The 16,538-nt window shown below is 39.1% G+C and carries 21 protein-coding genes; all 21 read left to right on the plus strand.

The annotated features are described in order from the left end of the window. Positions 1-12: 12 nt before the first annotated feature. The 21 genes from secY to O3658_RS05845 all read left to right on the plus strand — a co-directional run bounded on the left by secY (position 13) and on the right by O3658_RS05845 (position 16,536). Complete coding sequence (gene secY, locus O3658_RS05745) at positions 13-1,323, plus strand: preprotein translocase subunit SecY (RefSeq protein ID WP_000465391.1); 1,311 nt, start codon at positions 13-15, stop codon at positions 1,321-1,323. 155 nt (positions 1,324-1,478) lie between these two features. Next, on the plus strand, positions 1,479-2,117 hold the full coding sequence (locus O3658_RS05750; RefSeq protein WP_001050432.1) for an adenylate kinase: 639 nt from the start codon (positions 1,479-1,481) through the stop codon (positions 2,115-2,117). Between the two features lie 117 nt (positions 2,118-2,234). Then, the gene (gene infA, locus O3658_RS05755; RefSeq protein WP_001029883.1) at positions 2,235-2,453 is read left to right on the plus strand and encodes a translation initiation factor IF-1; all 219 of its coding nucleotides are present in this window, start codon (positions 2,235-2,237) and stop codon (positions 2,451-2,453) included. Between the two features lie 24 nt (positions 2,454-2,477). Next, positions 2,478-2,594 (plus strand): 50S ribosomal protein L36, encoded by a 117-nt coding sequence (gene rpmJ, locus O3658_RS05760; RefSeq protein WP_001808836.1) that lies wholly within the window; start codon positions 2,478-2,480, stop codon positions 2,592-2,594. 17 nt (positions 2,595-2,611) lie between these two features. Then, on the plus strand, positions 2,612-2,977 hold the full coding sequence (gene rpsM, locus O3658_RS05765) for a 30S ribosomal protein S13 (protein WP_000090783.1): 366 nt from the start codon (positions 2,612-2,614) through the stop codon (positions 2,975-2,977). 17 nt (positions 2,978-2,994) lie between these two features. Then, positions 2,995-3,378: a 30S ribosomal protein S11 gene (gene rpsK, locus O3658_RS05770; RefSeq protein ID WP_001118385.1), complete on the plus strand. Its 384-nt coding sequence runs from the start codon at positions 2,995-2,997 to the stop codon at positions 3,376-3,378. 42 nt (positions 3,379-3,420) lie between these two features. Continuing rightward, positions 3,421-4,356: a DNA-directed RNA polymerase subunit alpha gene (locus tag O3658_RS05775; RefSeq protein WP_000568996.1), complete on the plus strand. Its 936-nt coding sequence runs from the start codon at positions 3,421-3,423 to the stop codon at positions 4,354-4,356. Between the two features lie 11 nt (positions 4,357-4,367). Further along, positions 4,368-4,754: a 50S ribosomal protein L17 gene (gene rplQ / locus O3658_RS05780; RefSeq protein WP_247918025.1), complete on the plus strand. Its 387-nt coding sequence runs from the start codon at positions 4,368-4,370 to the stop codon at positions 4,752-4,754. Between the two features lie 463 nt (positions 4,755-5,217). Next, complete coding sequence (locus tag O3658_RS05785) at positions 5,218-5,484, plus strand: ACT domain-containing protein (RefSeq protein ID WP_000644115.1); 267 nt, start codon at positions 5,218-5,220, stop codon at positions 5,482-5,484. 9 nt (positions 5,485-5,493) lie between these two features. After that, the gene (locus O3658_RS05790; protein ID WP_371559969.1) at positions 5,494-6,831 is read left to right on the plus strand and encodes a PFL family protein; all 1,338 of its coding nucleotides are present in this window, start codon (positions 5,494-5,496) and stop codon (positions 6,829-6,831) included. A gap of 329 nt (positions 6,832-7,160) precedes the next feature. After that, a complete protein-coding gene (gene rnpA, locus O3658_RS05795) occupies positions 7,161-7,532 on the plus strand; it encodes a ribonuclease P protein component (protein WP_045762469.1) in 372 nt (123 codons plus the stop codon). After that, positions 7,507-8,334: a YidC/Oxa1 family membrane protein insertase gene (locus tag O3658_RS05800; RefSeq protein WP_000728106.1), complete on the plus strand. Its 828-nt coding sequence runs from the start codon at positions 7,507-7,509 to the stop codon at positions 8,332-8,334. Before rnpA ends, O3658_RS05800 begins: the two co-directional genes overlap by 26 nt. Positions 8,335-8,348: 14 nt before the next feature. Beyond that, a complete protein-coding gene (gene jag, locus O3658_RS05805) occupies positions 8,349-9,305 on the plus strand; it encodes an RNA-binding cell elongation regulator Jag/EloR (protein WP_049504883.1) in 957 nt (318 codons plus the stop codon). 55 nt (positions 9,306-9,360) lie between these two features. Beyond that, on the plus strand, positions 9,361-9,984 hold the full coding sequence (locus tag O3658_RS05810; RefSeq protein WP_371559972.1) for an HI_0552 family protein: 624 nt from the start codon (positions 9,361-9,363) through the stop codon (positions 9,982-9,984). A gap of 130 nt (positions 9,985-10,114) precedes the next feature. Continuing rightward, positions 10,115-11,572 (plus strand): PTS ascorbate transporter subunit IIC, encoded by a 1,458-nt coding sequence (locus O3658_RS05815; RefSeq protein WP_060956301.1) that lies wholly within the window; start codon positions 10,115-10,117, stop codon positions 11,570-11,572. 22 nt (positions 11,573-11,594) lie between these two features. After that, positions 11,595-11,876, plus strand: coding sequence for a PTS sugar transporter subunit IIB (locus O3658_RS05820; protein ID WP_000241466.1), 282 nt, complete (start codon positions 11,595-11,597; stop codon positions 11,874-11,876). A 76-nt stretch (positions 11,877-11,952) separates the two neighbouring features. Continuing rightward, on the plus strand, positions 11,953-12,438 hold the full coding sequence (locus O3658_RS05825; protein WP_001049925.1) for a PTS sugar transporter subunit IIA: 486 nt from the start codon (positions 11,953-11,955) through the stop codon (positions 12,436-12,438). A gap of 16 nt (positions 12,439-12,454) precedes the next feature. After that, positions 12,455-13,120: a 3-keto-L-gulonate-6-phosphate decarboxylase UlaD gene (locus O3658_RS05830; RefSeq protein WP_371559975.1), complete on the plus strand. Its 666-nt coding sequence runs from the start codon at positions 12,455-12,457 to the stop codon at positions 13,118-13,120. Between the two features lie 3 nt (positions 13,121-13,123). Continuing rightward, positions 13,124-13,987, plus strand: a complete 864-nt coding sequence (locus O3658_RS05835; RefSeq protein ID WP_006153346.1) for an L-ribulose-5-phosphate 3-epimerase — start codon at positions 13,124-13,126, stop codon at positions 13,985-13,987. Between the two features lies 1 nt (position 13,988). Next, a complete protein-coding gene (locus O3658_RS05840; protein ID WP_371559977.1) occupies positions 13,989-14,696 on the plus strand; it encodes an L-ribulose-5-phosphate 4-epimerase in 708 nt (235 codons plus the stop codon). Between the two features lie 166 nt (positions 14,697-14,862). Continuing rightward, on the plus strand, positions 14,863-16,536 hold the full coding sequence (locus O3658_RS05845; protein ID WP_371559979.1) for a transcription antiterminator: 1,674 nt from the start codon (positions 14,863-14,865) through the stop codon (positions 16,534-16,536). Positions 16,537-16,538 lie beyond the last annotated feature (2 nt).

Below are 16,538 nucleotides of genomic sequence, written 5' to 3' on the forward strand. Positions count from 1 at the left end.
GAGAGGTGACCTATGTTTTTTAAATTATTGAGAGAAGCCTTCAAAGTCAAGCAAGTTCGATCAAAAATTCTTTTTACAATTTTTATCGTCTTTGTCTTCCGTATCGGGACTAGCATTACGGTTCCATGGGTGAATGCCAATAGCTTGAATGCTTTGAGTGGTCTATCTTTTCTAAATATGTTAAGTTTGGTGTCTGGTAATGCCATGAAAAACTTTTCAGTTTTTGCACTTGGTGTTAGTCCATACATTACTGCTTCTATCGTTGTCCAACTCTTACAAATGGATTTATTACCGAAGTTTGTAGAGTGGGGCAAACAAGGGGAAGTTGGTCGTAGAAAGTTGAATCAGGCAACGCGATATATTGCCCTTGTTCTTGCATTCGTGCAATCTATCGGAATTACTGCTGGTTTTAATGCTTTATCTGGAGCCAAACTTTTGACTGTTCCTTTAACACCACAAGTTTTCCTTGTGATTGGAGCAATACTAACAGCGGGTAGTATGATTGTAACTTGGTTGGGAGAGCAAATTACTGATAAGGGTTATGGAAATGGTGTTTCCATGATTATCTTTGCGGGGATTGTTGCTTCAATTCCTGATATGATCAAGGGTATCTATGTTGACTACTTTGTCAATGTACCAAGCAGTCGCTTGACTTCATCCCTCATTTTTGTTGCTATCTTAATTGTAGCAGTCTTATTGATCGTTTACTTTACAACTTATGTTCAACAAGCTGAATATAAGATACCAATTCAGTATACTAAGGTAGCACAAGGAGCACCGTCAAGTTCCTATCTTCCATTGAAGATTAACCCTGCAGGAGTTATTCCAGTTATCTTTGCTAGCTCAATTACAGCAGCACCAGCGGCAATTTTACAATTTGTAAGTGCATCTGGTCTTGATTGGGCCTGGGTACGTAGTGCTCAGGAGTTGCTATCTACAACAGCCCCTACAGGTATCGCTTTGTACGCTCTGTTGATTATCCTCTTTACATTCTTCTATACATTTGTACAGATTAATCCAGAGAAGGCGGCAGAAAATTTGCAAAAGAGCGGTGCTTATATCCACGGTGTCCGTCCTGGTAAAGGGACAGAAGAGTATATGTCAAAACTTCTTCGTCGTCTCGCAACAGTCGGTTCCCTCTTCCTAGGTGTTATTTCTATTTTACCTATTGTAGCTAAGGATTTATTCGGTCTTTCAGAAGTCGTTGCTTTTGGGGGAACAAGTCTTTTGATCATTATCTCAACAGGTATTGAAGGAATTAAACAATTGGAAGGTTATTTATTGAAACGTAAGTATGTTGGTTTCATGAATACAACAGAATAATTGTAATAGAAAAGAAAATTCACTATTGCTCAGAGAGTGGAGTTTAAAAATCAAAGACCTTGTCAGATTTTTATCTCCTCTCTTCTATTTTGTTTTTAAATAGGAGTTGAAATGAATTTTTGCTTCTATTTAAAAACAAAAAAGGAGTTTGAATCATGAATCTTTTGATTATGGGCTTACCTGGTGCAGGTAAGGGTACACAAGCAGCAAAAATTGTTGAACAATTTCATGTTGCTCATATCTCAACAGGTGATATGTTCCGTGCAGCAATGGCTAACCAAACTGAAATGGGTGTCTTAGCTAAGTCTTATATCGACAAAGGTGAGTTGGTTCCAGATGAAGTTACAAACGGAATCGTAAAAGAGCGTCTTTCACAAGATGACATTAAAGAAACGGGTTTCTTGTTGGACGGATACCCACGTACAATTGAGCAAGCTCATGCCTTGGATAAAACTTTAGCTGAATTAGGGATTGAGCTTGAAGGTGTTATTAACATCGAAGTAAATCCAGATTGTCTTTTGGAGCGTTTGAGTGGTCGTATCATTCACCGTGAAACTGGCGAAACTTTCCATAAAGTTTTCAACCCACCAGTTGACTACAAAGAAGAAGACTATTACCAACGTGAAGATGACAAACCTGAAACAGTAAAACGTCGTTTGGATGTTAATATTGCCCAAGGTGAACCAATTATTGCCCACTATCGTGCAAAAGGTTTGGTACATGATATCGAAGGTAACCAAGATATCAATGATGTCTTTGCAGATATCGAAAAAGTATTGACAAAATTGAAATAAAAGCGTTTTTCATGCTTGCAAAATGTCTCTACAAATGTTATACTGAGTTAGTCTGACTTATAATTGTTGTCTCTGTGTCTAGAGGCATCAAATCGAAATTTATGGAGGTACTTTTGCGTGGCAAAAGACGATGTGATTGAAGTTGAAGGTAAAGTAGTTGATACTATGCCGAATGCAATGTTTACGGTTGAACTTGAAAATGGACATCAGATTTTAGCAACAGTTTCTGGTAAAATTCGTAAAAACTATATTCGTATTTTAGCGGGAGATCGTGTTACTGTCGAAATGAGTCCATATGACTTGACACGTGGACGTATCACTTACCGCTTTAAATAATCGAAAAACTTGGAGGGATAAGAAATGAAAGTAAGACCATCGGTCAAACCAATTTGCGAATACTGTAAAGTAATTCGTCGTAATGGTCGTGTTATGGTAATTTGCCCAGCAAATCCAAAACACAAACAACGTCAAGGATAAGATAGAAAGGAGAAAACATGGCTCGTATTGCTGGAGTTGACATTCCAAATGACAAACGCGTAGTAATTTCATTGACTTATGTGTACGGTATCGGACTTCCAACATCTAAGAAAATCTTGGCAGCTGCTGGAATTTCAGAAGATGTACGTGTTCGCGATCTTACACCAGATCAAGAAGATGCTATCCGTCGTGAAGTGGATGCAATTAAAGTTGAAGGTGACCTTCGTCGTGAAGTTAACTTGAACATCAAACGTTTGATGGAAATCGGTTCATACCGTGGTATCCGTCACCGTCGTGGACTTCCTGTCCGTGGACAAAACACTAAAAACAACGCTCGCACTCGTAAAGGTAAAGCTGTTGCGATTGCTGGTAAGAAAAAATAATATAGGAGGTAAAAGTCTTGGCTAAACCAACACGTAAACGTCGTGTGAAAAAGAATATCGAATCTGGTATTGCTCATATTCACGCTACATTTAATAACACTATTGTTATGATTACTGATGTGCATGGTAATGCAATTGCTTGGTCATCAGCTGGTGCTCTTGGTTTCAAAGGTTCTCGTAAATCTACACCATTTGCTGCTCAAATGGCTTCTGAAGCTGCTGCTAAATCTGCACAAGAACACGGTCTTAAGTCAGTTGAAGTTACTGTTAAAGGTCCAGGTTCTGGTCGTGAGTCAGCTATTCGTGCTCTTGCTGCCGCTGGTCTTGAAGTAACAGCAATTCGTGATGTGACTCCAGTGCCACACAATGGTGCTCGTCCTCCAAAACGTCGCCGTGTATAATCATAACCTTACACTGCTTTTCGTTTAAGAGGGAGTAACTAAATGATCGAGTTTGAAAAACCAAATATAACAAAAATTGATGAAAATAAAGATTATGGCAAGTTTGTAATCGAACCGCTTGAACGTGGTTACGGTACAACACTTGGTAACTCTCTTCGTCGTGTACTTCTAGCTTCTCTTCCAGGGGCTGCTGTAACATCTATCAATATCGAAGGTGTATTGCATGAATTTGATACAGTTCCGGGTGTTCGCGAAGACGTGATGCAAATCATTCTGAACATCAAAGGTATTGCAGTAAAATCTTACGTTAAAGACGAAAAGATCATTGAACTAGATGTGCAAGGTCCTGCTGAAATTACAGCTGGAGATATCTTGACAGATAGCGACATTGAAATTGTAAATCCAGATCATTATCTCTTTACAATCGGTGAAGGTTCTTCTCTAAAAGCGACAATGACTGTTAACAGTGGTCGTGGATATGTACCTGCTGATGAAAACAAAAAAGATAATGCACCAGTTGGAACACTTGCTGTAGATTCTATTTATACACCAGTTACAAAAGTCAACTATCAAGTTGAACCTGCTCGTGTAGGTAGCAATGATGGTTTCGACAAATTAACCCTTGAAATCTTGACTAATGGAACAATTATTCCAGAAGATGCTTTAGGGCTTTCAGCACGTATCTTGACAGAGCACCTTGATTTGTTTACAAATCTTACAGAGATTGCTAAGTCAGCAGAAGTGATGAAAGAAGCTGATACTGAATCGGACGACCGTATCTTGGAGCGTACGATTGAGGAACTTGACTTGTCTGTGCGTTCATACAACTGTTTGAAACGTGCCGGTATCAACACTGTGCATGATTTGACAGAAAAATCTGAAGCAGAGATGATGAAAGTAAGAAATCTTGGACGCAAGAGTTTGGAAGAAGTGAAAGTCAAACTCATTGATTTGGGTCTTGGATTAAAAGATAAATAAAGGAGGAATAAATGGCTTACCGTAAACTAGGACGCACTAGCTCACAACGTAAAGCAATGCTTCGCGATTTGACAACTGACCTTTTGATCAATGAATCAATCGTGACAACTGAAGCTCGTGCTAAAGAAATCCGTAAAACTGTTGAAAAAATGATTACTCTAGGTAAACGTGGTGATTTGCATGCACGTCGTCAAGCAGCTGCTTTCGTACGTAATGAAATCGCATCTGAAAACTATGATGAAGCAACTGATAAGTACACTTCTACTACAGCACTTCAAAAATTGTTCTCAGAAATCGCACCTCGTTATGCTGAACGTAACGGTGGATACACTCGTATCCTTAAAACTGAACCACGTCGTGGTGATGCAGCGTCAATGGCGATCATCGAATTAGTATAAAATCATCAATTTTGTTGAGTGTTATGATGATGGAGTCTTGTGCTCTTAGTCTAGCTCTGGTCTACCGCTAGGACTTATGTCCTAGCGGGAACACTCATCATAAGATGATAAGGTAGACGCTTGTTTACGAAATTGTTTTTACTTAAGAACAATTTCGTAAGCAGGCGTTTTTGAGTATTTTAGTAAGAAATATGCTATACTATTGAAAAAGAAAATCAACAATGTTCATTTTCTCAAAAATATTCTATAAAGAGGTTATGTGCCAATAAATTATCAGTTTTAAGTTCTAAACTAGCGACTTGGTAAAAAATATTAGCCTGGTACAAGATCACCTAAGAGATTTTTTTAGGGTTTCAACTTGGATAATTATTCACTATTAAGTGATTTAGTTACTCTATCCTCCTTTTTCATTTTATTTTTGTCCAAAATGGATATCGTTTTGTGTTAGAAATGGAGTTTAATCATGAAAGCTATTATTACTGTTGTTGGTAAAGATAAATCTGGAATTGTTGCAGGTGTTGCGACAAAAATTGCTGAATTAGGCTTAAATATTGATGATATCTCACAAACAGTCTTAGACGAATTCTTTACTATGATGGCTGTGGTATCTAGTGATGAAAAACAAGATTTTACACATCTTAGAAACGAATTTGAGGTTTTTGGTCAGACTTTGAATGTCAAAATCAATATTCAAAGTGCAGCTATTTTTGATGCTATGTACAATATCTAGGAGGTATTTATGGATATTAGACAAGTTACCGAAACAATCGCAATGATTGAGGAGCAAAACTTTGACATTAGAACCATTACCATGGGGATTTCCCTTTTGGACTGTATCGATCCAGATATCAATCGTGCTGCAGAAAAAATATATGAAAAAATTACTACAAAAGCAGCTAATTTAGTGGCTGTTGGAGATGAAATTGCGGCTGAGTTAGGAATTCCTATTGTGAATAAACGTGTGTCAGTAACTCCAATTTCCTTGATTGGTGCTGCTACCGATGCGACGGATTATGTAGTCTTAGCTAAAGCACTGGATAAAGCTGCGAAAAAAATTGGTGTTGACTTTATTGGTGGTTTTTCAGCCTTGGTACAAAAGGGTTATCAAAAAGGTGATGAAATCCTTATCAACTCCATTCCTCGTGCTTTGGCAGAAACGGATAAGGTGTGTTCATCAGTAAATATTGGTTCGACTAAATCGGGTATCAATATGACTGCAGTAGCGGATATGGGACGCATTATCAAGGAAACAGCTTCTTTATCTGATATGGGGGCGGCTAAACTGGTTGTATTTGCCAACGCGGTAGAGGACAATCCTTTTATGGCAGGCGCTTTTCATGGGGTTGGTGAAGCAGATGTCATTATCAATGTCGGTGTTTCTGGTCCAGGTGTTGTTAAACGTGCCTTGGAAAAGGTTCGTGGTCAGAGCTTTGATGTTGTTGCTGAAACTGTTAAAAAGACAGCCTTCAAGATTACCCGCATTGGTCAATTAGTCGGTCAAATGGCTAGTGAGCGACTTGGAGTTGATTTTGGAATTGTCGATTTGAGTTTGGCTCCAACTCCAGCAGTGGGTGATTCTGTAGCCCGTGTCCTTGAGGAAATGGGGTTAGAGACAGTTGGGACTCATGGAACGACTGCTGCCTTGGCTCTCTTGAACGACCAAGTTAAAAAAGGTGGAGTTATGGCTTGCAACCAAGTTGGTGGTTTGTCTGGTGCCTTTATCCCAGTTTCTGAGGACGAGGGGATGATTGCTGCTGTGCAAAATGGCTCCCTTAATTTGGAAAAACTAGAAGCTATGACGGCTATCTGTTCAGTTGGTTTGGATATGATTGCCATTCCTGAAGATACACCTGCAGAAACAATTGCGGCGATGATTGCGGATGAAGCTGCTATCGGAGTCATCAATATGAAAACAACTGCTGTACGTATTATTCCAAAAGGAAAAGAAGGCGATATGATTGAATTTGGTGGCCTTTTGGGAACGGCTCCAGTCATGAAAGTTAACGGTGCCTCGTCTGTTGACTTCATTGCACGTGGAGGGCAAATCCCGGCTCCGATCCATAGTTTTAAAAATTAAAAAGAAGTGGAATCTGTTTAAGTTGGGTTTAAGGAAAGACAGGTATACTATAGTCATTAAATAAAGACCTCCTAACTTTATTTAATTAAAATCCTAACTTTTTCATAATAATCTCCTACAAAAGTCACTCTTTGGAGTGACTTTTGTTTTATATCAAGATAAAATAAAGAAAGTAGCATGTTCAAATTTGTAAATTTGTTCAAAAATAAGATGATTTAAAGGATAAAACCAGTTTTTTCATTCTGTAAAATGGGCTAAAACCTTGCTATTATTGGCTTTTTGAAAAATTATGGTATAATAGTAGTAGTTTTAATAGATGGAGTTGAATTTTGAAAAAACGCTTTCGTGTAAAAAAAGAGAAAGATTTTAGTGCAATATTTAAAAAAGGGGAGAGTTTTGCTAATCGTAAATTTGTTATTTATCGATTAGAAAATAATGAACAGCATTTTCGAGTTGGTCTATCTGTCAGTAAAAAATTAGGAAACGCTGTCACGAGGAATCAGATCAAGAGAAGAATTCGACATATTCTGATTGAACATAAAAATCAGCTGGTTGAAAATGTAGATTTTGTTGTGATTGCTCGAAAAGGTGTTGAGATCTTGGACTACGCGGAAATGGAAAAAAATCTACTTCACGTATTAAAGTTATCAAAGATTTACCAGGAAGGAAATGGGAGTGAAAAAGAAATTACAGTTGACTAGCTTAATGGTGCTTGCTTTATTTGTGATGAGCGCCTGCACGGCTAGTGGTACGACGAGTGAGATTACAGCTGAATCAACAGGTTTTTGGAGTAAATTTGTTTATTTTTTTGCTGAAACCATTCGCTTTTTATCATTTGATACAAGTATTGGTCTGGGGATTATTTTATTTACCCTTCTAATCAGAACCATTCTTTTACCAGTCTTTCAGATACAAATGGTGGCATCTAGAAAGATGCAAGAAGTACAACCACTGGTTAAGGAGTTGCGAGAACGTTATCCGGGACGGGATATGGAGAGCCGTACCAAGTTGGACCAAGAAATGCGTCAGTTGTTCAAGCAACATGGTGTCAAACAGTCAGCTTCTCTTTGGCCAATCTTAATCCAAATGCCAGTCTTGTTGGCCTTGTTCCAAGCTTTGAGTAGGGTAGAATTTCTAAAAACGGGTCATTTCTTATGGATTAACCTTGGTGGTGTTGATACGACTTTCGTTTTGCCTATTTTGGCAGCTATCTTTACTTTCCTTAGCACCTGGTTATCCAATAAGGCCATGGTTGAGAAAAATGGCGCCATGACAGGAATGATGTATGCAATGCCAGTCATGATTTTCTTCTTTGCCATGTATTCACCAAGTGGGGTTGCCTTATACTGGGCGGTATCCAATGCTTATCAGGTGCTCCAAACCTATCTGCTCAACAATCCATTCAAGATTATTGCAGAGCGTGAGGCGGGAGTACAGGCTAAGAAGGATTTAGAAATCAAGAAGAGAAAAGCTCTCAAGAAAGCACAGAAAAAGAAAAAGTAAGGAGGAATCTTGTAATGGTATTATTTACAGGTTCAACTGTTGAGGAAGCAATCCAAACGGGATTGAAGGAATTGGGGATTCCTAGAATGAAGGCACATATTAAGGTTGTCTCAAGGGAGAAAAAAGGTTTCTTTGGTCTTTTTGGGAAGAAACCTGCGCAAGTTGATATCGAAGCAATTAGTGAGACAACTGTTGTGAAGGCAAATCAGCAAGCAGTCAAAGGAGTTCCAAAGGAAGTTAATGCTAAGAACGAACCCGTTAAGACTGTTAGTGAAGCAACAGTAGACTTAGGTCATGTTGTTGAAGCAATCAAGAAAATCGAGGAAGAAGGACAAGGAATCTCTGAAGAGGTTAAGGCCGAAATTCTAAAAAATGAGAAAGAAGCTAGTACAATTTTAGAGGAGACTGGTCATATTGCCATTCTAAAAGATTTACTGCCAGAAGAATCTAAAGAGCAGGAGGAAGTCGAGCAGAATGATGATTTAGAAAATCTAGGTTTGAAGATTGAACCGACCTATGATATTGACCAGGTGGTCGAAGAAGTGACCAACTATGTTCAAGGTATTATTGATGATATGGATGTTGAGGGAGCAATTTCAAGTACCTCAAATCGCCGTTCTATCAATATGCAAATTGATACTAATGAACCGGGCCGTATTATCGGTTACCATGGTAAGGTTTTGAAATCTCTTCAGCTTTTAGCACAAAATTATCTTTATAACCGCTATTCAAGAACCTTCTATATTACCATCAATGTTAATGATTATGTAGAACACCGTGCAGAAGTCTTGCAGAGCTATGCACAGAAATTAGCTACACGTGTCCTAGAAGAGGGGCGTAGTCAGGTGACTGATCCAATGTCTAGCAGCGAACGTAAAATCATCCATCGTATCATTTCACGTATGGAGGGTGTCACTAGTTATTCAGAAGGTGATGAACCAAATCGTTACGTTGTGGTTGATACAGAATAATCAAAGCAAAATCAGGGGCACCCTGATTTTTTGCTAGCTAAGGGAGGTTGATCCTATGTTGAATACAATGAGAGAATATCTAGCTTACTCTGGTTTACAGTATCAAAAACCCGAGAAGGCAGGTCAAGAAGCTGAAAATATGCTTTATTTGAGAAGCAAGGGGCAGGAGGCCAGAAAGGTCTTTACACACTTAGCCAAGGCTTTTCAAGAAAGACATCCAGAATGGGATCTCCAAGGGACGAGTCAGTGGATGAATCAAGCCCAACGTTTGCGACCGCATTTCTGGGCCTATCTACAGCGTGAGGGAGAAGTGACAGAGCCTATGTTGGCTCTTCGTTTATATGGGAGCCCTTCTGATTTTGGAGTTTCACTAGAAGTGAGTTTTATAGAACGTAAGAAGGATGATAAAACTTTAGACAAACAGGCCAAGGTCCTAGAAGTTCCAGTAGTAGACGGAATTTACTATCTAGTCTACTCAAATGGAGAAAGTCACAAGATGGAGGCTACTGAGGAAAATCGTCAAATTTTAAGAGAAAAATTATCCCATCAGGAAGTCCGCAAAGTTTTAGTGAAGGTAGATGTTCCAGTGGCCGAAAATTCATCTGAAGAAGAAATCGTAGAAGCCCTACTGGAATCTTATGAAACAATTCTTCCCTTTTATCTAGCTACGAGAAAATAAGATAAACCGTAAAATATCATAAATCATACAGTCCAAGAGTGAACAGTCCGCTGTGTAATTCTTGGTCTTTTTGTTTCCGTTTTCAAAGTATATAATAAACTTACAAAAACAATTCAAAAGGAGAACAATTATGGAAGTCATTTCAAGTGTTCTAAATTGGTTTTCTAGCAATATTTTGCAGAATCCCGCATTTTTCGTAGGTTTATTGGTGTTGATAGGATATGCACTTTTGAAAAAACCTGCTCATGATGTTTTCTCAGGTTTCGTTAAAGCAACAGTAGGCTATATGTTGCTCAACGTGGGTGCTGGTGGTTTGGTTACAACTTTCCGTCCAATCTTGGCAGCCCTTAACTACAAATTCCAAATTGGTGCAGCGGTTATCGACCCTTACTTTGGACTTGCTGCAGCAAACAACAAAATTGCAGCTGAATTTCCAGATTTTGTCGGAACTGCAACTACAGCTCTGTTGATCGGTTTTGGAGTAAATATCTTGCTTGTAGCTCTACGCAAGATTACGAAAGTAAGAACCCTCTTTATTACTGGTCACATCATGGTACAACAAGCTGCGACTGTATCTCTTATGGTTCTATTCTTAGTCCCACAATTGCGCAATGCTTATGGTACAGCAGCAATCGGTATCATCTGTGGCCTTTACTGGGCAGTTAGTTCAAATATGACTGTTGAGGCAACTCAACGTCTGACTGGTGGTGGCGGATTTGCGATTGGTCACCAACAACAATTTGCAATCTGGTTTGTAGATAAAGTGGCAGGACGCTTTGGTAAGAAAGAAGAAAGTCTAGACAATCTTAAATTGCCTAAGTTCCTCTCAATCTTCCATGATACTGTTGTTGCATCTGCTACTTTGATGCTCGTATTCTTTGGAGCCATTCTGTTAATCTTGGGTCCAGATATTATGTCTAATAAAGAAGTCATCACTTCAGGAACTCTATTCAATCCTGCAAAACAAGATTTCTTTATGTACATTATCCAAACAGCCTTCACCTTCTCAGTTTACTTGTTCGTTTTGATGCAAGGTGTCCGCATGTTCGTATCTGAGTTGACAAATGCCTTCCAAGGTATTTCAAACAAATTGTTGCCTGGTTCATTCCCAGCAGTCGACGTTGCAGCTTCTTATGGATTCGGTTCTCCAAACGCGGTCTTATCAGGATTTGCCTTTGGTTTGATTGGTCAATTGATTACAATTGTCTTGCTCATCGTCTTTAAAAACCCTGTCCTTATTATTACAGGATTTGTACCAGTGTTCTTTGATAATGCAGCCATCGCGGTCTATGCTGATAAGCGTGGCGGATGGAAAGCAGCCGTTATCCTATCCTTCATTTCAGGTGTCCTCCAAGTTGCTCTAGGAGCTCTCTGTGTAGCCCTTCTCGACTTAGCATCTTACGGTGGTTACCATGGAAATATCGACTTTGAATTCCCATGGCTTGGATTTGGCTATATCTTCAAATACCTCGGTATCGTTGGTTATGTACTTGTATGTCTCTTCTTGCTCGTTATTCCTCAACTTCAATTTGCAAAAGCAAAAGATAAAGAGAAATATTACAACGGTGAAGTTCAAGAAGAAGCTTAGTGTCTAGAAAAGGAGAAATAAAATGGTTAAAGTATTAGCAGCGTGCGGAAATGGAATGGGTTCATCTATGGTTATCAAGATGAAGGTTGAAAATGCCCTCCGTAAGCTTAATCAAACAGACTTTACAGTCAATTCATGCAGTGTCGGTGAAGCAAAAGGTTTAGCAGCAGGCTATGACATCGTAATCGCTTCTCTTCATTTGATCCAAGAATTGGAAGGTCGGACTAATGGGAAGTTAATCGGGCTTGACAACTTGATGGATGATAAAGAAATCACTGAAAAACTCAGTCAAGCACTACAGTAAAAGGTTGGAGGGGGCTGGACAGAAACTGGGAGTTATCGTTTCTGTCCTTCTCCCTCTTTAAATAAAGGAGGCAGATATGAATTTAAAACAAGCTTTAATTGACAATGACTCAATCCGACTAGGCTTAGAGGCTAAAGATTGGAAGGAAGCAGTCAAGGTAGCAGTAGATCCCTTGATTGAAAGTGGAGCAATTTTGCCAGAGTATTACGATGCTATTATCGAATCAACTGAAGAGTATGGCCCTTACTATATCTTAATGCCAGGTATGGCTATGCCCCATGCTAGACCAGAAGCTGGAGTGCAAAGAGATGCCTTTTCATTGATCACCTTACAAAATCCTGTTGTATTTTCAGATGGGAAAGAGGTCTCTGTTTTGTTAGCACTAGCGGCAACAAGCTCAAAAATTCACACAAGTGTAGCCATTCCACAAATCATTGCCTTGTTTGAATTAGAAGATTCTATTGCACGTTTACAGGCTTGCCAGACTAAAGAAGATGTCTTGGCGATGATCGAAGAATCTAAGGATAGCCCTTATCTTGAAGGATTGGATTTGGAAAGTTAGAAAGAGGAATAAAGAAATGACAAAAAGAATACCTAATTTACAAGTTGCATTAGACCATTCAGACTTGCAAGGAGCGATTAAAGCAGCTGTTTCTGTTGGTCACGAAGTAGATATTATCGAAGCTGGAACTGTTTGCTTGCTTCAAGTTGGAAGTGAACTGGTTGAAGTCTTACGTAGCCTTTTCCCAGATAAGATTATTGTAGCAGACACAAAATGTGCCGATGCTGGTGGAACAGTTGCCCAAAATAATGCCGTTCGTGGAGCAGATTGGATGACTTGTATCTGTTGTGCAACCATCCCTACTATGGAAGCAGCTCTAAAGGCTATCAAGGCTGAACGTGGAGACCGAGGAGAAATCCAAATCGAGCTTTATGGTGATTGGACTTTTGAACAAGCTCAGCTTTGGCTAGATGCAGGTATCTCACAAGCTATCTATCACCAATCTCGTGATGCCCTTCTTGCTGGTGAAACTTGGGGTGAAAAAGACCTTAATAAGGTTAAAAAACTCATTGACATGGGCTTCCGTGTTTCTGTAACAGGTGGTCTAGATGTAGATACTCTCAAACTCTTTGAAGGCGTTGATGTCTTTACCTTTATTGCAGGTCGTGGAATTACAGAGGCTGCCGATCCAGCAGGAGCAGCGCGCGCCTTCAAGGATGAAATCAAACGAATTTGGGGGTAAACCATGGCACGTCCAATTGGAATTTATGAAAAGGCAACCCCGACACACTTTACTTGGCTAGAACGTTTAAATTTTGCCAAGGAGTTAGGCTTTGATTTTGTCGAGATGTCTATTGACGAACGTGATGAGCGCTTAGCAAGACTTGACTGGAGCAAGGAAGAGCGCTTGGAAGTTGTCAAAGCGATTTATGAAACTGGTGTTCGTATTCCCTCTATCTGTTTTTCAGGCCATCGTCGTTACCCATTGGGATCGAATGATCCAGTTCTAGAGGAAAAATCTCTGGAACTCATGAAAAAATGTATCGAATTAGCTCAAGATTTGGGAGTTCGTACGATTCAATTAGCTGGTTACGATGTTTACTATGAGGAAAAGTCACCCCAGACACGCCAACGTTTTATCAAAAATTTGAGAAAAGCTTGTGACTGGGCTGAAGAAGCTCAGGTGGTACTTGCTATTGAAATTATGGATGATCCTTTCATCAATAGCATCGAAAAATACTTGGCTGTAGAAAAAGAGATTGACTCTCCCTACCTCTTTGTATATCCAGATATTGGTAATGTGTCTGCATGGCATAATGATGTTTACAGTGAATTTTATCTCGGCCATCATGCAATTGCAGCTCTCCATCTCAAGGATACTTATGCAGTGACAGAAAGTTCAAAGGGTCAATTCCGAGATGTACCTTTTGGGCAAGGGTGTGTCAAATGGGAAGAAGCTTTCGATATTTTAAAGCAAACCAATTATAATGGTCCTTTTCTAATCGAAATGTGGTCTGAAAATTGTGAAACTGTAGAAGAAACACGCGCAGCCATTCAAGAGGCCCAAGCCTTTCTCTACCCACTTATTAAGAAAGCAGGTCTGATGTAAGATGAATCAAGTAATTAATGATATGCGTAAACGAGTCTGTGATGCCAATCAATCATTGCCAAAACATGGACTTGTTAAATTTACCTGGGGCAATGTATCGGAAGTCAATCGCGAACTCGGTGTCATTGTTATCAAACCATCAGGTGTGGATTATGACGAATTGACACCTGAAAATATGGTGGTAACTGACCTGGATGGCAAGGTTCTAGAAGGAGATTTAAGACCATCTTCTGACCTTCCAACTCATGTGCAGTTATATAAGGCTTGGTCAGAGATTGCTAGTGTGGTCCATACCCATTCGACTGAAGCCGTTGGTTGGGCTCAGGCAGGTCGTGATATTCCTTTCTATGGAACAACCCATGCGGATTATTTCTACGGTTCAATTCCTTGCGCTCGTAGTTTGACTAAGGATGAAGTAGAAGTAGCCTATGAAAAAGATACTGGCCTAGTTATCGTCGAAGAGTTTGAACGTCGTGGTCTCAATCCTGTTGAAGTACCAGGGATTGTTGTACGTAATCACGGCCCATTCACCTGGGGCAAAAACCCAGAGAATGCTGTCTATCACTCTGTTGTACTAGAGGAAGTATCTAAGATGAATCGCTTTACAGAGCAAATCAATCCAAGAGTTGAACCTGCTCCTCAGTACATCCTAGAAAAACACTACCAACGTAAACATGGACCAAATGCTTATTACGGTCAAAAGAAATAAGAAATTGAATTGAAAAGAGGCTAGGACCTTTCGATCCAAGCCTCGCTTTTGTAGTTGTAAGTATCCACTGTTAGGAGTTTACAGCATATAATTGCAAAGTCTGTACGAATGTGATACCATTATAAAGTTGTTTTGGAAGCGATTGACAAATAGAGGAGTATGAATTATGGTTTTAGATAAGGCGAGCTGTGACTTGCTTCAATATTTGATGGATCAAGAAACGTCCAAAACGATTATGACGATTTCGAAAGATCTAGCTCAATCTCGAAGAAAAATCTACTATCACATTGATAAAATCAATGATGCTTTGGATGATGAGAATTTGCATATCATCAGTCTGCCTCGGATTGGTATTTACTTGACCGAGGAACAAAGAGAAGCTTGTCGTCAATTATTAGACGAAGTTGATTCTTATGATTACATCATGAGTGCCAACGAGCGGATGCAGCTGATGCTCCTTCTGATTGGTATTTCTAAAGAGAGAATCACGCTTGAAAAACTCATGGAATTAACAGAAGTCTCTCGAAATACGGTCCTAAATGATTTAAATACTATTCGTTACCAGCTGACACTAGAGCAGTATCAAGTAACGCTTCAAGTTAGTAAATCTCGCGGTTACTATCTAAATGCACATCCTCTTAATAAAATCCAGTATCTTCAATCCCTTCTCTATCATATCTTTATGGAGGAAAATTCAGCCTTTGTTGCTATTTTAGAGGAAAAAATCAAAGAACGATTAGACGGTGAGATGCTTCTTTCCGATGAGGTCAATCAATTTCTCAAAAAACAGGTTCCGTTGGTTGAGCAGGATTTGGGGAAAAAAATAAACCATCACGAAGTCACTTTTATGTTACAGGTCCTCCCCTATCTTCTACTTGGATGTGATACCGTTACTCGTAATCAGGACAAACATCAAGAAATTGAGCAAGAGTTTTCATTGATTCGAAAGAGAATTGAATATCAGGTATCCAAAAAACTAGGAGAGCGCTTGTTTGAAACATTTGGAATCTCATTTTCAGAATTAGATAGATCTCTGTTAGCCATTCTTTTGTTATCCTATCGAAAAGATCGAGACATCCATGCAGAAAGTAAAGATTTTCAACATCTGAGAATGGCTTTAGAAGAGTTTATTTGGTATTTTGAATCCCAAACCAGAATGGAAATTGAACAGAAAGAAGACTTATTGAGGAATCTTGTGATTCATTGTAAGGCGCTATTATTCAGAAAGAACTATGGTATTTTCTCAAAAAATCCTTTGACACGTCAGATTCGTTCTAAGTATAGTGAACTTTTCGTAATTACAAAAAAATGTGCAGAAGTGTTAGAAGAAGCTTGGCAGATTCGATTGACGGATGATGAGATTGCCTATTTGACCATTCATGTTGGAGGTTTTTTAAAGTATACTCCATCGATTCAAAACAATACCAAGAAGATTTATATTGTGTGTGATGAAGGAGTGGGCGTCTCTAAACTTTTACTCAAACAGTGTCGCTTCTATCTTCCAAATGAACAGATAGGGGCAGTCTTTACAACTGAGCAGTTCAAAAGCGTAGAGGATATTACTCAGGTTGATTTACTGATCACAACCAACGATGAACTTGAGAGTCATTTCCCGGTTTTAAAGGTAAATCCTATACTTGAGGCAGAAGATATTTTACGCATGACAGACTTTATGAAGAATAAGGTTCTTAGAAAAGACGGTCGAACCTTCAAGGAAAATCTATCAACCATTATCGGCACCTATATATCGGATAAACATGCAGCGGCAAAATTACAAGAAGAAATTCAACTTTTAATCAATCAAGAATTAGTCATCCAAGCTTTTTTAGATGAATCATAAAC

Source organism: Streptococcus sp. 27098_8_69 (genome assembly GCF_041432445.1).
Taxonomy (GTDB): domain Bacteria; phylum Bacillota; class Bacilli; order Lactobacillales; family Streptococcaceae; genus Streptococcus.

What these genes read in the sequence shown, in the direction of transcription:
- secY (WP_000465391.1), top strand. Translation starts at nt 13, where the DNA reads ATGTTTTTTAAATTATTGAGAGAAGCCTTCAAAGTCAAGCAAGTTCGA.
- O3658_RS05750 (WP_001050432.1), top strand. Translation starts at nt 1,479, where the DNA reads ATGAATCTTTTGATTATGGGCTTACCTGGTGCAGGTAAGGGTACACAA.
- rpmJ (WP_001808836.1), top strand. Translation starts at nt 2,478, where the DNA reads ATGAAAGTAAGACCATCGGTCAAACCAATTTGCGAATACTGTAAAGTA.
- rpsM (WP_000090783.1), top strand. Translation starts at nt 2,612, where the DNA reads ATGGCTCGTATTGCTGGAGTTGACATTCCAAATGACAAACGCGTAGTA.
- O3658_RS05775 (WP_000568996.1), top strand. Translation starts at nt 3,421, where the DNA reads ATGATCGAGTTTGAAAAACCAAATATAACAAAAATTGATGAAAATAAA.
- rplQ (WP_247918025.1), top strand. Translation starts at nt 4,368, where the DNA reads ATGGCTTACCGTAAACTAGGACGCACTAGCTCACAACGTAAAGCAATG.
- O3658_RS05785 (WP_000644115.1), top strand. Translation starts at nt 5,218, where the DNA reads ATGAAAGCTATTATTACTGTTGTTGGTAAAGATAAATCTGGAATTGTT.
- O3658_RS05790 (WP_371559969.1), top strand. Translation starts at nt 5,494, where the DNA reads ATGGATATTAGACAAGTTACCGAAACAATCGCAATGATTGAGGAGCAA.
- jag (WP_049504883.1), top strand. Translation starts at nt 8,349, where the DNA reads ATGGTATTATTTACAGGTTCAACTGTTGAGGAAGCAATCCAAACGGGA.
- O3658_RS05810 (WP_371559972.1), top strand. Translation starts at nt 9,361, where the DNA reads ATGTTGAATACAATGAGAGAATATCTAGCTTACTCTGGTTTACAGTAT.
- O3658_RS05815 (WP_060956301.1), top strand. Translation starts at nt 10,115, where the DNA reads ATGGAAGTCATTTCAAGTGTTCTAAATTGGTTTTCTAGCAATATTTTG.
- O3658_RS05820 (WP_000241466.1), top strand. Translation starts at nt 11,595, where the DNA reads ATGGTTAAAGTATTAGCAGCGTGCGGAAATGGAATGGGTTCATCTATG.
- O3658_RS05825 (WP_001049925.1), top strand. Translation starts at nt 11,953, where the DNA reads ATGAATTTAAAACAAGCTTTAATTGACAATGACTCAATCCGACTAGGC.
- O3658_RS05830 (WP_371559975.1), top strand. Translation starts at nt 12,455, where the DNA reads ATGACAAAAAGAATACCTAATTTACAAGTTGCATTAGACCATTCAGAC.
- O3658_RS05835 (WP_006153346.1), top strand. Translation starts at nt 13,124, where the DNA reads ATGGCACGTCCAATTGGAATTTATGAAAAGGCAACCCCGACACACTTT.
- O3658_RS05840 (WP_371559977.1), top strand. Translation starts at nt 13,989, where the DNA reads ATGAATCAAGTAATTAATGATATGCGTAAACGAGTCTGTGATGCCAAT.
- O3658_RS05845 (WP_371559979.1), top strand. Translation starts at nt 14,863, where the DNA reads ATGGTTTTAGATAAGGCGAGCTGTGACTTGCTTCAATATTTGATGGAT.